General features: G+C 64.0%; 12 protein-coding genes and 2 riboswitches. Of the genes, 7 read left to right on the forward strand and 5 right to left on the reverse strand.

Annotated elements, in window-relative coordinates:
* The first annotated feature begins 87 nt into the window (after window positions 1-87).
* Entirely contained in the window at window positions 88-1,110 is a 1,023-nt protein-coding gene (locus tag L9B60_RS22650; protein ID WP_249673209.1) for an acyltransferase family protein, read from the forward strand.
* Between the two features lie 69 nt (window positions 1,111-1,179).
* On the forward strand, window positions 1,180-1,764 hold the full coding sequence (nfuA, locus tag L9B60_RS22655) for a Fe-S biogenesis protein NfuA (RefSeq protein ID WP_249673210.1): 585 nt from the start codon (window positions 1,180-1,182) through the stop codon (window positions 1,762-1,764).
* 48 nt (window positions 1,765-1,812) lie between these two features.
* Here nfuA and cobM read toward each other — a convergent pair whose 3' ends face one another.
* Genes cobM through L9B60_RS22675 form a run of 4 tightly spaced genes read right to left on the reverse strand, consistent with a single transcriptional unit; the run spans window position 1,813 to window position 3,905 of the window.
* Complete coding sequence (cobM, locus tag L9B60_RS22660) at window positions 1,813-2,559, reverse strand: precorrin-4 C(11)-methyltransferase (RefSeq protein WP_249673211.1); 747 nt, start codon at window positions 2,557-2,559, stop codon at window positions 1,813-1,815.
* A gap of 55 nt (window positions 2,560-2,614) precedes the next feature.
* Window positions 2,615-3,019, reverse strand: coding sequence for a cobalamin biosynthesis protein (locus L9B60_RS22665; protein ID WP_249673212.1), 405 nt, complete (start codon window positions 3,017-3,019; stop codon window positions 2,615-2,617).
* A complete protein-coding gene (locus tag L9B60_RS22670) occupies window positions 3,019-3,708 on the reverse strand; it encodes a CbtA family protein (RefSeq protein ID WP_249673213.1) in 690 nt (229 codons plus the stop codon). The genes L9B60_RS22665 and L9B60_RS22670 overlap by 1 nt, the downstream gene beginning before the upstream one ends.
* A gap of 11 nt (window positions 3,709-3,719) precedes the next feature.
* On the reverse strand, window positions 3,720-3,905 hold the full coding sequence (locus tag L9B60_RS22675; RefSeq protein WP_249673214.1) for a CbtB domain-containing protein: 186 nt from the start codon (window positions 3,903-3,905) through the stop codon (window positions 3,720-3,722).
* Between the two features lie 96 nt (window positions 3,906-4,001).
* Window positions 4,002-4,195, reverse strand: a riboswitch (cobalamin riboswitch).
* Between the two features lie 288 nt (window positions 4,196-4,483).
* A riboswitch (cobalamin riboswitch) is annotated at window positions 4,484-4,683 on the forward strand.
* Window positions 4,684-4,779: 96 nt separating this feature from the next.
* On the opposite strand from L9B60_RS22675, the gene cobW reads away from it, so the two are divergent.
* From cobW to L9B60_RS22695, 4 genes are read left to right on the forward strand one after another with little or no spacing between them, the layout of a single operon-like run.
* Window positions 4,780-5,844, forward strand: a complete 1,065-nt coding sequence (cobW, locus tag L9B60_RS22680) for a cobalamin biosynthesis protein CobW (protein ID WP_249673215.1) — start codon at window positions 4,780-4,782, stop codon at window positions 5,842-5,844.
* Window positions 5,845-5,847: 3 nt separating this feature from the next.
* A complete protein-coding gene (cobN, locus tag L9B60_RS22685; RefSeq protein WP_249673216.1) occupies window positions 5,848-9,618 on the forward strand; it encodes a cobaltochelatase subunit CobN in 3,771 nt (1,256 codons plus the stop codon).
* A gap of 12 nt (window positions 9,619-9,630) precedes the next feature.
* Window positions 9,631-10,638: a magnesium chelatase ATPase subunit I gene (locus L9B60_RS22690; protein ID WP_249673217.1), complete on the forward strand. Its 1,008-nt coding sequence runs from the start codon at window positions 9,631-9,633 to the stop codon at window positions 10,636-10,638.
* Window positions 10,563-11,300, forward strand: a complete 738-nt coding sequence (locus L9B60_RS22695) for a vWA domain-containing protein (RefSeq protein ID WP_249673218.1) — start codon at window positions 10,563-10,565, stop codon at window positions 11,298-11,300. The genes L9B60_RS22690 and L9B60_RS22695 overlap by 76 nt, the downstream gene beginning before the upstream one ends.
* 92 nt (window positions 11,301-11,392) lie before the next feature.
* Here L9B60_RS22695 and L9B60_RS22700 read toward each other — a convergent pair whose 3' ends face one another.
* Window positions 11,393-11,659, reverse strand: a complete 267-nt coding sequence (locus L9B60_RS22700; protein WP_249673219.1) for a DUF1652 domain-containing protein — start codon at window positions 11,657-11,659, stop codon at window positions 11,393-11,395.
* A 319-nt stretch (window positions 11,660-11,978) separates the two neighbouring features.
* Between L9B60_RS22700 and L9B60_RS22705 the strand changes: the two genes are divergently transcribed.
* On the forward strand, window positions 11,979-13,304 hold the full coding sequence (locus tag L9B60_RS22705) for a sigma-54 dependent transcriptional regulator (protein ID WP_249673220.1): 1,326 nt from the start codon (window positions 11,979-11,981) through the stop codon (window positions 13,302-13,304).
* Window positions 13,305-13,306: the final 2 nt, after the last annotated feature.

Consider the following 13,306-nt stretch of genomic DNA (forward strand, 5'->3'; position numbering starts at 1 on the left):
TTGAGCATTCCGCATTTTTTGTGGTCCCAACCGTTGAGGGTGCCCTGAAAAGGGGCGCGGGTTGTGGCTACAAAAGGGCGGTAGGCAATGCTGATTTCGCTTCAAGCTTTACGGGCACTGGCAGCCTGGGTGGTGGTCTGTCATCACTTCATGCAGATCTTCTTCGACTTCCACGCGTCAGGCCCCATCGGCCAGTTTTTCGTTGATCGCGGCGCGGTCGGGGTCGATATTTTCTTTGTCATCAGCGGCCTGGTGATTTTCCTTTCCACGCAGGACAAGGACATGCCCGCCGGGCGCTTCCTGCTCAACCGGGCCATTCGCATCGTACCGGCCTATTGGCTCTATACCCTCCTGATGGGGTTGATGATCGTGCTGGTGGGGCAACAGATGCCGCATCAGGTGGTCGACCTGCCGCACTTCTTGTTGTCGCTGTTGTTCATCCCTTCGGAAAACCCTGGTGGTTATGGGCTGTACCCCACGCTTAACGTGGGCTGGACGCTCAACTACGAGATGTTCTTCTACCTGCTGTTTTCCCTGGTGTTCCTGGTGCCCCAGCGCCACCGCGCGCTGGTGGTGGCGGCGGCGTTGTTCGCGGTGTGCGAAGTGGTCAGCCGCTATGGCGTGCTCAGCCGCTTCTACGCCAACAATATCGTCTATGAATTTTTGTTGGGCATCGCCATCGGCTGGGCTTATCGCCGTGGCTGGGTGGGGCAGGGGCTGTGGATTCCGTTATTGCTGATCGCCGCCTCTCTGGTGGCCATCTACAACCTGGATGCCAGTGACCGCCTGTTGCACTGGGGCGTGCCGAGTGCGTTCATCGTGCTGGCATGCATTGCCCTGGAGCCATGGTTCAAGGGCAACCGGGTGCTCAAGGTGTTGGGCGACTGCTCCTATTCCGTGTACCTGATCCACGTGCTGGTGCTGTACGGCGGCTGGTTTGTCAGTGAGCGCCTGAGCATCAGCCCTTACGTGGTGTTTGCCTTCTGCGTGCCGTTGATCGCCCTGATGTCCTGGACCAGCTATGTGTGGATCGAGACACGCCTGTACCGGCGCATGAAGGGCTGGGCCGACGCCCGCCTGGTGCGACCAGAAAGCGAGCCCATAACCTGACAAAATTACTGGGGCTTTGTCCGGGGCCGGCTTTGGCGTAAACTGCGGGCAAGTCTGTGAGGAACTTACATGAGCGCCATAACGATTACTGACGCTGCACACGATTACCTGGCTGATCTGCTGAGCAAGCAGAACACCCCGGGCATCGGCATTCGCATTTTTATCACCCAGCCAGGGACTCAATACGCCGAGACCTGCATCGCCTATTGCAAGCCAGGCGAAGAGAAGCCTGAAGACGAGGCCCTGGGCCTTGCCAGCTTCACGGCTTACCTGGATGCCTTCAGCGTGCCGTTTTTGGAAGACGCGCTGGTGGACTACGCCACCGACCGCATGGGCGGCCAGCTGACCATCAAGGCGCCGAACGCCAAGGTGCCGATGGTTAACGATGACAGCCCGGTCAACGAGCGCATCAACTACTACCTGCAGACCGAGATCAACCCCGGCTTGGCCAGCCATGGCGGCCAGGTCAGCCTGATCGACGTGGTCGAGGATGGCATTGCCGTGCTGCAGTTCGGTGGCGGTTGCCAGGGTTGTGGCCAGGCCGACGTGACCTTGCGCGAAGGCATCGAGCGTACCTTGCTGGAGCGCATTCCGGAGCTCAAGGGCGTTCGGGACGTAACCGACCACACGCAGAAAGAAAACGCCTATTACTAAGGCGTTCGCTGCGGCATTGAAAAACGGCGCCCCGTGAGCGCCGTTTTTTTATGGTCGGTACACATGGGCGTGGCCGGCTCGATACAACGCTGATTCGCCAAACACATCGCTGCCCAGCACCCGCCCGACCAGTATCAAGGCGGTGCGCCGGAAACCCTTGGCCGCCACCTTGTCGACGATGTCGGCCAGGGTACCCACCACGTAGTCCTGATCCGGCCAGCTGGCGCGGTGCACCACGGCGATCGGGCAGTCGGCACCGTAATGGGGCAACAATTCGTCAAGTATCTTCGGCAAATGCTGCACGCCCAAATGGATGGCCATGGTGGCCCCATGCTGGGCCAGGCTGGCCAACTCTTCACCCTTGGGCATCGGTGACTGGGTGGCGTAGCGCGTCAAAATCACCGTTTGCGAGATGTCTGGCAGGGTCAGTTCCGCGCCCAACAACGCCGCGCAGGCTGCGGTGGCGGTGACGCCGGGGATGATCTGAAAGGGAATGCCCAACGCCTTCAGATGACGAATCTGCTCGCCGATCGCGCCATACAGGCTAGGGTCGCCGGAATGCACCCGCGCCACGTCCTGGCCACGGGCGTGGGCGGCCTGGATCAGATCGATGATTTGCTGCAAGTGCAACTCGGCGCTGTTGATCACCTGATCGGCCGTATGGCCCTGCAACACGGCGGTGGGCACCAGGGAGCCGGCATAGATGATCACCGGGCAACTGCGGATCAGGCGTTGGCCCTTGACCGTGATCAGTTCGGGGTCGCCGGGGCCTGCGCCGATGAAATAGACGGTCATGCACGTGTCCTGAAAAAGGCGCTGCTTGAACAACTTTCAAGTAGGCGGGGGATGATTATCGCGGATCGTGGGGGATTTGTACCAATGCGAGGGTGGCCTGGGCATTTTTTTGCCGGGTGACCAAGAGGCTGGCCGGTTGCCCGCCCAGCCTCTGGGCCAACGCCAAGGCCGCGCTTTCGGCCACGCCATGGCAACCGGTGTGGGCGAAAGCGACGGCAGACCGGTGGCTGAGCAGCGGCTCCAATGGCAGCAGTTGCGCGGCGCTGAAAAAACTCAGCGGCCGCTGCAGTTGCTCGGCCAATGCCTGCAAGCCCGGTTCATGCTGCTTGATGTCCAGGCTGGCCAGGCCGAGCAGTTCGGCACCTTGCAGGTTGAAGCGCAGCAAGGTGGCTTGGAGCAGGCTGCCCAACACTTCGGCCGGGCAGCCTTTCTGGCAGCCAAACCCGGCCACCAGCTTCATCAGGCCTGCTGCTTGCGGCGGAACAACCAGGCACTGATCAAGCCCAGTGCCAGCCAGAAGGCGGCGTTGGTCAAGGTCGAGGCGACCTTGAACTCGGCGGCCAACGCTTCAGGCGCCAGGCTGTGATGCATTTCAGGCTGCGGCGCGCCAATCACGTGGGGGGTCAGCAAAATCAGCACGCCCAGGCCCTTGAGCAGCCAGTTGCGGCTGAACACCATAAGCGCCAGGGCCACGGCGGTGGAGGCGGCGGTGCCAATCCACCAGATTTGCCGCTGCGCCAGGTCCGCGGCCGCCGTCCCCGGCAGCTCCGGTGGCAGGCCCAAGGTGGGCGCCAGGCAGAACACGGCGAAACCGGCCAGGCCCCACAGCAAGCCTTCGCGGGTGTTGCCCGGTGCGCGCAGGGTGTAGAGCGCGGCCAACATCAGGGCAAAACCCACGGCCACCACCAAGTTGCCGCCGGTGGTCGACACCACGCGCTGCCAGCCGTCTTCGGGCTCCCAGGCTTCTTCATCATGCTCATGGGCGGCAGGGGTGGCCTCGCTGTGCTCGTGCATCTGCATCGCCGGGGCCTTCTCGAAGGTTTCGGCCTTGAGAATCAGCGGCGCCACCCAAAAGCTTTGCAGCAGCGTCAACAGCAGGGCGGCGAGCAGGCCGGTGAAGCCGGCCGTCTGGGCAATTCGCTTGATCATCGGGTCGGCACTCAGTGGCACGGGAACGCGGAGCTGTGGCGGGTGTCATGGGCGGCGTTGTGCACCGCGGCGATGTGCGAGAAACCGGCAAAGTACACCAGGCACGCGCCGAGCACGGCAGCGCCAATGGCAGCGACCAGGCGTTGGCTTTGGGTGGTGGTGGTGGAGCCTGCGTGGCTGTGGGTAATAACGGACATGGCGTTCCCTCGTATCGTTTTCAGGACGACAGGGGGCGCAAAGATCTTGCGCGCAGCACGCCCGCAAGCTCTCAACAGCGCCCGCCCACCGCGGGTTGTCAATGGATTGATTGGGCCGGTCTCCGGGCTTGTGAGGGGCAATGTCATTGCCAGGCTGCATCACCTTCCCATGCCGAACTGCTGGCACAGTGGTACAGATGCATCGCTCACTTACCGTTGCGGGGGCAGCGCCGGACTTGACCGGCTTCCCGTTTCACCCTGTGAAGGGCACCCAAACGAAGGTGCAAGGAGAGCATGGGGCAGGGCGGGGAGTCAATGGTGCAGGGTTTTGGAGTGGCGGGCGGTGGATTCAAGTGTGGCTGAGACCGGCCGCCCGCGCGGCCTGTCGCAAGCAAGCTTGCTCCCACATCTTTTGCAACGTACTGCATTCTGATGGAGAGGCGTTGCCTGCCTTGGATAACTCTAATCCCACCGATAATGTGCGAGCAAGCTTGCTTGCGATAAGGCCGCGCGGCCGGCCGGTGGTGGCCGTTACCGAATCTCAAGCCAGCCCCCATTGACCTCCCCCCCACCACTGCGTAGCCTTGCACCTTCGAGGTTCTCGAGGGGCAACCCTTGAGCCAAGATGGGAACGCGGTTCAAGCCGCGGCTGCCCCCGCAACTGTAAGCGGTGAGGTGTTGGCAAGGCCACTGCGCTAGGCGCGGGAAGGCGCCGGCACGGCAGGCCTTGGGCCTGCGCACTGCGAGCCAGGAGACCTGCCTCGAACAAGTTTCTCACTACAACCGGGCGGGGTGATCCGGTGACGAACGCACCCGCGTGCCCAGCACTCGCGGTTCTCGTCGCGCATGCCCGCCCACCTGCCAAGGGCATCCGATGAAAACACTGGCCAAACTTCCCGTCACTATCGTTACCGGCTTCCTGGGCTCGGGCAAGACCACTTTGCTGCGCCACATGCTGGACAACGCCCAGGGCCGCCGCATCGCGGTCATCGTCAACGAATTCGGCGAGCTGGGCATCGACGGCGAGATCCTCAAGCAGTGCACCATCGGCTGCACCGAAGAAGAAGCCAATGGGCGTATCTTCGAGCTGGCCAACGGCTGCCTGTGCTGCACCGTGCAAGAAGAGTTTTTCCCGGTGATGCGCGAACTGGTGGCCCGCCGTGGCGACCTGGACCACATCCTGATCGAAACCAGCGGCCTGGCCCTGCCAAAACCTTTGGTGCAAGCCTTCCAGTGGCCGGAAATCCGCAGCGCCTGCACCGTGGACGCGGTGATCACCGTGGTCGATAGCCCGGCCGTGGCCGCCGGCACCTTCGCCGCCTTCCCCGACCAGGTCGATGCCCAGCGCAAGCTGGACCCCAACCTGGACCACGAGTCGCCGCTGCACGAATTGTTTGCCGACCAACTGGCCAGCGCCGACCTGGTCATCCTGAACAAGGCCGACCTGATCGATGCCGATGCGTTGGCTGCCGTGCGCGCCGAAGTCGCCGAAGAACTGCCGGCAGCGGTCAAGGTGATCGAAGCCAGCAGCGGTCGCCTGCCGCTGGAGGTGTTGCTGGGCCTGGGCGCCGAGTCCGAGGTGCACATCGACGGGCGCAAGACCCACCACGATCATCATGACGGCGACGATCATGACGACCACGATCACGACGCCTTCGACTCGATTTCCATCGAGCTGCCGCAAGCCGACGAAAGCCTGCTGCTCGATGCCCTGACCCAACTGGTGGTCAAGCACGGCATCTTGCGCGTGAAGGGCTTCGCCGCCATCCCGAACAAGCCAATGCGCCTGCTGATCCAAGGCGTGGGCACGCGTTTCGACAAGCACTTCGACCGCGCCTGGGCCGCCGACGAAACCCGCTCCACGCGTTTGGTGCTGATCGGCCAGGAACTGGACGCCGCCCTGCTGGAAAGCCAGCTGCGCGCTGCCCTGACCGTTTAAGCCATGCACTTACTGCGGACCCAACCCGGCGGTTTCGTACCCGACGACAGCATTGCCGACCTGGGGCAAACCCCGGCCGAGTTGGTCATCCTCTGCAGTGGCGACTCCCACCTGGCACTGTTGGCCGAAGCGGCCCGGCAGTTGCCAGACGATTACCCGACGCTGCGCCTGGCCAACCCCATGCAGGTGCAGAACCATGCCTCGGTCGACCTGTACGTCGACCAGGTGCTGCGCCACGCCAAGGTCATCCTGATTTCCCTGCACGGCGGCATCGGCTACTGGCGCTATGGCGTCGAGCAACTGGTGCAACTGGCCGAGCGCGGCGTGCAACTGATCCTGGTGCCGGGCGATGACCGCCCCGACCCCGAGCTGAGCGACCTGGGCACCGTGCCCAAGGCCGATGCCGAACGGCTGTGGCACTTTTTGCGTCAGGGCGGCATGGGCAACGCGTTGTCGTTGTTCAACTGCCTGGCCAGCGGTTTTCTCGGCCGCGACTACGCCTGGCAGGAACCCCAGGCCCTGCCGCGCACGGTGATCTACCACCCGCAAAAGCCACAGGCCGAACTCAGCGATTGGCAGCGCGACTGGCAACCCGGGCAAGCCGTGGTGCCGCTGCTGTTCTACCGCTCGCACCTGCAGGCGGCCAACACCGCCTTTGTCGATGTGTTTTGCGAGCGGCTGCAGCAGGCCGGGCTCAACCCCTTGCCGATCGCGGTCGCCAGCCTGAAGGAGCCGGGCTGCCTGAGCCTGGTCGAGGATTGGCTGGACCAGGTGCAGGCGGCGGTCATCCTCAACACCACAGGCTTTGCCCAGTCCAGCCCGGAAGCCCCGCACCTGCGGCCGTTTCGCCGGGATATCCCGGTGATCCAGGCCATTTGCGCCCAGGACAACCAGCCCGGTTGGGCGGCCAGCGAACAGGGCCTGGGCTCACGCGACCTGGCCATGCACATCGCCTTGCCGGAGCTGGACGGGCGCATTATCAGCCGGCCCATCAGCTTCAAGGACCTGGCCTGGCGCAGCGAGCGCAGCCAATCGGACGTGGTGTGCTACAAGCCCCATGCCGAGCGCATGGATTTTGTCGCCGAACTGGCCCGGCGCTGGAGCGAGCTATCGCGCCTGCCCAACCGCGACAAGCGCATTGCCCTGATCCTGGCCAACTACCCGACCCGCGACGGGCGCATTGGCAACGGCGTTGGCCTGGATACCCCGGCTGCTGCGCTGAACATCCTGCACAGCCTGCAAGGCCAGGGCTACCCGGTCGACGACTTGCCTGGCAGTGGTACCGCGCTGATCCAGCAACTGCTGGGCGGGGTGAGCAACGACCTGGACACCCTGGACCTGCGCCCCTGCGCCCAGAGCATGGCCATGGACGAGTACCTGGCGGCGTTCGCACGCTTGCCCCAGGCCAACCAGGCCGCCGTGCGCGAGCGCTGGGGCGAGCCTGTGCAAGACCCGATGTGCCGTAGCGGTCGCATGATGGTCGCAGGCCTGCGGTTTGGCCTGACCTTCGTGGGCATTCAGCCGGCCCGTGGCTACCAACTTGATCCGAGCGCGGTGTATCACGACCCCGACCTGGTGCCGCCCCACGGTTACCTGGCGTTCTACTTCTGGCTGCGCCACGCCTATGGCGCCGACGCCGTGGTGCACGTGGGCAAGCACGGCAACCTGGAGTGGTTGCCGGGCAAAGGCGTGGGCCTGTCCGAGCACTGCTGGCCGGACGCGTTGCTGGGGCCGATGCCCAATGTCTACCCCTTCATCGTCAATGACCCGGGCGAAGGTGCCCAGGCCAAGCGCCGCACCCAGGCGGTGATCATCGACCACTTGATGCCGCCGCTGACCCGCGCCGAAACCTACGGCCCCTTGCGCGACCTGGAGCTGCTGGCCGACGAGTTCTACGAAGCGCAACTGCTGGACCCGCGCCGCGCCCGTGAATTGCAGCGCGACATACTCAAGCTGGTGCGCGACGCGCAGATCGACCGCGAACTGCAACTTGATGCCGCCTGGGACAGCGAAGACGACGCCGCGCTGTGGCTGCCGCGCCTGGACACCTACCTGTGCGACCTGAAAGAGTCGCAGATTCGCGATGGCCTGCACATTTTTGGCGAGTCGCCCCAAGGCCGGCTGCGCATCGACACCCTGGCGGCGCTGCTGCGCATCCCCCGGGGCGATGGCCGTGGCGCCCAGGCCAGCCTGCTGCGGGCCTTGGCGAACGCCATGGCACTGGGTTTCGACCCGCTCGATTGCGACCTCGGCGCACCCTGGGCTGGCCCCCGGCCCAACGAATTGGCGATGGTCAGCGTTGAACCCTGGCGCACTGCCGGTGATGCCCGCGAACGCCTCGAACTGCTGGCCGCCGACTGGATCGACAAAACCTTGCAAGGGGTGTTGCAGGTGCCCGACGCGCCGCAGTGGGACGGCGTGCGTTTGATCCTGCAAGGCCTGCTCGACGTCGTCGCGCCGCGCCTGGATGCCTGCGGCCCGGCCGAAACCCAGGGGCTGCTCGATGCCCTGAGCGGGCGCTTCGTGCCCGCCGGTGCCAGCGGCGCACCGAGCCGCGGCCGCCTGGACGTGCTACCCACCGGGCGCAATTTTTTCTCGGTGGATGTGCGCAACCTGCCTACCACGACGGCCTGGCGCATCGGCTTTGCGTCGGCCAACCTGATATTGGAGCGTCACCTGCAGGACCACGGCGACCATTTGCGCCACTTGGGCCTGTCGGTGTGGGGCACCGCGACCATGCGCACTGGCGGCGATGACATCGCCCAGGCCATGGCGCTGATGGGCGTGCGCCCGGTATGGGCCACCGGCAGCCAGCGGGTCGATGACTTCGAGATTTTGCCCATCAGCCTGCTGGACCGCCCGCGTGTGGACGTCACCTTGCGTGTTTCCGGGTTCTTTCGCGACGCGTTCGCCAACCTGATGCGCCTGTTCGACGCGGCGGTGCAAGCGGTGGCAGCCCTGGACGAGCCCGACGACCTCAACCCGCTGGCGGCCAAGGTGCGCGCCGAAAAGGCCGCGCTGGTGGCCAGCGGCGTGGATGACGACACCGCCGCGCGCCAGGCCGGCTGGCGCATCTTTGGCGCCAAGCCAGGTGCCTATGGTGCCGGTGTGCAGGGCGCGATCGATGGCCGGCTGTGGCAAACCCGCGAGGACCTGGCCGAGGTCTACCTGAACTGGGGTGGCTATGCCTACGGGGCCAAGGACGAGGGCACCGCGGCGCGCAGCCAGTTTGCTCAGCGCCTGGGTCAGGTGCAGGCGGTGGTGCAGAACCAGGACAACCGCGAGCACGACCTGCTCGATTCCAACGACTACTATCAGTTTCAGGGCGGCATGCTCGCCGCCGTGGAAAGCCTGGGTGGCAAACCGGCCGCCAGTTACCACGGTGACCACAGCCAACCGGACCTACCGCGCATTCGAACCTTGAAAGAGGAGTTGAACCGAGTGGTACGGGCCCGTGCGGTCAACCCCAAGTGGATCGAGGGGGTCAAGCGCCATGGCTACAAAGGGGCGTTCGAGCTGGCGGCAACCGTCGACAACCTGTTCGCCTTCGATGCCACCACCCATTTGATCGACGACCACCAGTACGCGATGCTGGCCGATGCCTATGTCCTGGACGAAAACACCCGCCAGTTCCTTGCGCAGCACAACCCGCATGCCCTGCGCGACATCACCGAGCGCTTGCTCGAGGCCCAGCAGCGCGGGCTGTGGGGCGAGCCTGGCGACTACCAGCAAGCGCTGCAAGACCTGCTGCTGGACAGCGAAGAAGATGCCTGACGAGACCTATACATGAGCGACACCCTGCATTTTCCACTGGCCGCCGTGGTCGGCGCCGACGCCTTGAAACTGGCGCTGTGCCTGACGGCCATCGACCCGAAGATTGGCGGCGTGCTGATCGAGGGCCCGCGCGGCATGGCCAAGAGCACCCTGGCCCGTGGCCTGGCCGACCTGTTGGCCAGCGGCCAGTTCGTCACCTTGCCCCTGGGTACCACGGAGGAGCGCCTGGTCGGTACCCTGGACCTGGACGCCGCGCTGGGCCAAGGCCGTGCGCAGTTTTCCCCGGGCGTACTGGCCAAGGCCGACGGTGGCGTGTTGTATGTGGACGAGGTCAACCTGTTGGCCGACCACTTGGTCGACCTGCTACTGGACGTGGCGGCCAGTGGCACCAACCGCGTGGAGCGCGACGGTATCTCCCACAGCCATTCGGCACAGTTCGTATTGATTGGCACCATGAACCCCGAAGAGGGAGAACTGCGCCCGCAGTTGCTCGACCGTTTTGGCCTGAACGTGACCCTGCAAGCCAAGCCAGAACCGCAGGCGCGCGGCCAGATCATCCGCCGGCGCCTGGCGTTCGACAGCGATCCCCAAGCGTTCTGTGCACACTGGGCGGGCGAGCAACAGGCGCTGCAGGCACGTTGTCAGCAGGCAAGGGAACAGTTGGCGGCCATCGAACTGGATGATCAGGCACTGGCCATCATCACCCAGCGCTGTTTCGACGCCGGTGTCGACGGCCTGCGTGCAGACCTGGTGTGGTTGCGTGCGGCTCGGGCCCATGCGGCCTGGCGCGGCGGCCAGGCGATCAGCCCGGCTGACATAGACGCCGTGGCCGAATTTGCCCTGCGCCATCGCCGCAACGAATCGCAGGCCCAGCCACCTCAAGGTGCTGAGCCGCCCCCGCCTGCGGGTAACTCGGCCAGCGAACCGGCTGCAGGCCAGGGCGAATGGGGCGAGTTGCCGCCTCAGGCCGCCGCCATTGGTACCCGCCGCGATGTGCCGAGCTGGCCAAAAAAGCCCTAGGCATCCGCCCTCGCCCGGGGGCGGATGCCAGCCCCCGAATGGGCAAGCAAGCCGTGGGTGCCCGTGGCAAGGCGCGTGCAGCCGGGCAGGGCCGTATCAACTGGCAGGCCACGCTGTTGCACGGGCGCCCGCGCCAGCGCGACGACCTGCGCTGGCAGTTGCGTGGCAGCGCAGCCCATGAGTTATGGTTGGTGATTGTCGATGCCTCGGCGTCGACCCGCCGCCATGGCGCCTTGAGCGACGCCAAGGGTTTGCTGGCGTCGCTGTTCGACCAGGCTTACCGCCAGCGTGCCCGGTTGGCCTTGTTGACCGCCAGCGGCACGTCACCGCATTGGCAACGCCACGGCTTGAAAGCCTCGGCAGCGTTGACGCCGTGGTTGCAAGGGTTGGGCGCCGGCGGCGGCACGCCGTTGCGCGCGGCCTTGGACCAGGCAGCCGGTTGGTTGGCCAAGCGGCGCAAAAGCCATGCCGGTGAGCAGCAACGTTGCCTGATCCTGACCGATGGGCGACTCAAGCACTGCGACGGTTTTACGCCGCTCGGTTGTCCCAGCCTGTTGATCGACATTGAAAAGGGGCCGATACGTTTTGCCCGCGCAGCACAACTTGCCGAGCAACTCGGTGCAGACTACAAACATATAGAAACGCTGCCGGCGCAGGTTTAACCTGTGCACTTGATCGAGGCGGGAAAGCATAAAGCAGAGTCATTAATAGCCGGCTAATGAATGCCGCCGGCTATTAATTAAGGCGCGCAGGTTTACTGCGGCATGGTCCACTCTTGAAGGTTATAACCTTCATGTCGCAGTTGTGCGCGGACTTCTTCGATCAGGTGGGCCAGTTGCCGCGGATCGGTATAGGTGCTGCTCGGAACTTGCTTGCGGCCGATGCGGGTGCTGGTGCGATCGATCACCGTGAGGCTCAGTTCGCCATTGCCATCCTGCGGGGCCCACGCCACGCATTGGAAGGGTTCAAAGGCATGGCCGGCAATCAGCAGTGCTTCGTTGACACGGAGCGGGGCATTCATGGGTTCAGTCTCTCTGTTAGCCCAAACAACTGTAATCACCCAAGGGGCACCCCGTGGGTTGGTTACTTGTACTGATGTTCCACCGCAGGCCCAAGTCACACATGGGCTAAAAATAGTCTAAAAAATTTTTTCCGGTGGTGCTTCCCTGACGCGCTTTGGACGTTGAAAAGGCTCGAAAATTCCAAGTGCCCGTTTCAATGTATCGACTTTGCAGACAAACGGTACTGGGCAGTGTCAGGTTCATTGCTACTGTTACATTCAGGCCCGCCAACCTGCTGTTTCTAATAACTTTTATACTATTTGGCGCCAAGGAAAGGTCATGCTCGAAATAGCACCAGCCCGACGCCTGTTAATTGTCGATCCTTGTGACGACTGCCATCAGTTATTGCCCGGCCTGCGCACCGTGGGCTGGGATGTCGACAGTTGTGACCTGGAAGAGGCACCCGATCATCCGTGCGACGTGGGGCTATTGCGCCTGCAACCGTTCCACCTGGAGCGCCCGGAAGCGGTCAAGGACCTGATCAGCCGCAGCAACACCGAGTGGATCGCGGTGCTTAACCAGGACGTGTTGCGCATGCAGAACGTCGGCGACTTCGTGTGCGAATGGTTTTTTGACTTCCACACGCTGCCCTTCGATGTGTCGCGGGTACAGGTCACCTTGGGCCGTGCCTTCGGCATGGCGCGGTTGCGTGGCCAGGGCGCGGTGCACGTCGATCAGCCCGAACACGAATTGCTCGGCGACAGCCGGCCCATTCGTGACTTGCGCAAGTTGCTGAGTAAACTGGCGCCCACCGAGTCGCCCGTACTGATCCGTGGCGAGAGCGGCACCGGCAAAGAGTTGGTGGCGCGTACCCTGCATCGTCAGTCCCAGCGGCATGCCAAGCCGTTCGTGGCGATCAACTGCGGGGCCATTCCCGAGCATCTGATCCAGTCCGAACTGTTCGGCCATGAGAAGGGCGCGTTTACCGGGGCGCACCAGCGCAAGGTCGGGCGCATCGAGGCGGCCCATGGCGGCACGCTGTTTTTGGATGAGATCGGCGATTTGCCCTTGGAGTTACAGGCCAACCTGTTGCGCTTTTTGCAGGAAAAACACATAGAGCGCGTGGGCGGCAGCCAGCCGATCCCGGTGGATGTGCGGGTACTGGCGGCCACCCACGTGAACCTGGAGTCGGCCATCGACACCGGGCGCTTTCGCGAAGACCTGTATTACCGCCTCAACGTATTGCAGGTGGTGACGGCGCCGTTGCGCGAACGGCATGGCGACCTGTCGATGCTGGCCAACCATTTTTCCCATTTTTACAGCCAGGAAACCGGCCGCCGGCCGCGCACCTTCAGCGAAGACGCTTTGATCGCCATGGGCAAGCATGACTGGCCAGGTAACGTGCGCGAACTGGCCAACCGCGTGCGTCGCGGGCTGGTGCTGGCCGAAGGGCGGCAGATTGAGGCGCAGGATTTAGGGTTGATGACCCAGAACGTGGTGGTACCGCCCATGGGCACCCTTGAGGACTACAAGCACCGGGCCGAACGCCAGGCGTTGTGCGATGTATTGAACCGCCACAGCGACAACCTGAGCGTGGCCGCGCGGGTGTTGGGGGTGTCGCGGCCGACGTTTTATCGGTTGTTGCACAAGCATCAGATTCGCTAGAC

This window comes from Pseudomonas abieticivorans (assembly GCF_023509015.1).
Taxonomy (GTDB): Bacteria; Pseudomonadota; Gammaproteobacteria; order Pseudomonadales; family Pseudomonadaceae; genus Aquipseudomonas; species Aquipseudomonas abieticivorans.

Coding starts and splice junctions, on each gene's coding strand:
- L9B60_RS22650 (WP_249673209.1), top strand. CDS start 88: ATGCTGATTTCGCTTCAAGCTTTACGGGCACTGGCAGCCTGGGTGGTG.
- nfuA (WP_249673210.1), top strand. CDS start 1,180: ATGAGCGCCATAACGATTACTGACGCTGCACACGATTACCTGGCTGAT.
- cobM (WP_249673211.1), bottom strand. CDS start 2,559: ATGACCGTCTATTTCATCGGCGCAGGCCCCGGCGACCCCGAACTGATC.
- L9B60_RS22665 (WP_249673212.1), bottom strand. CDS start 3,019: ATGAAGCTGGTGGCCGGGTTTGGCTGCCAGAAAGGCTGCCCGGCCGAA.
- L9B60_RS22670 (WP_249673213.1), bottom strand. CDS start 3,708: ATGATCAAGCGAATTGCCCAGACGGCCGGCTTCACCGGCCTGCTCGCC.
- L9B60_RS22675 (WP_249673214.1), bottom strand. CDS start 3,905: ATGTCCGTTATTACCCACAGCCACGCAGGCTCCACCACCACCACCCAA.
- cobW (WP_249673215.1), top strand. CDS start 4,780: ATGAAAACACTGGCCAAACTTCCCGTCACTATCGTTACCGGCTTCCTG.
- cobN (WP_249673216.1), top strand. CDS start 5,848: ATGCACTTACTGCGGACCCAACCCGGCGGTTTCGTACCCGACGACAGC.
- L9B60_RS22690 (WP_249673217.1), top strand. CDS start 9,631: ATGAGCGACACCCTGCATTTTCCACTGGCCGCCGTGGTCGGCGCCGAC.
- L9B60_RS22695 (WP_249673218.1), top strand. CDS start 10,563: ATGGGGCGAGTTGCCGCCTCAGGCCGCCGCCATTGGTACCCGCCGCGA.
- L9B60_RS22700 (WP_249673219.1), bottom strand. CDS start 11,659: ATGAATGCCCCGCTCCGTGTCAACGAAGCACTGCTGATTGCCGGCCAT.
- L9B60_RS22705 (WP_249673220.1), top strand. CDS start 11,979: ATGCTCGAAATAGCACCAGCCCGACGCCTGTTAATTGTCGATCCTTGT.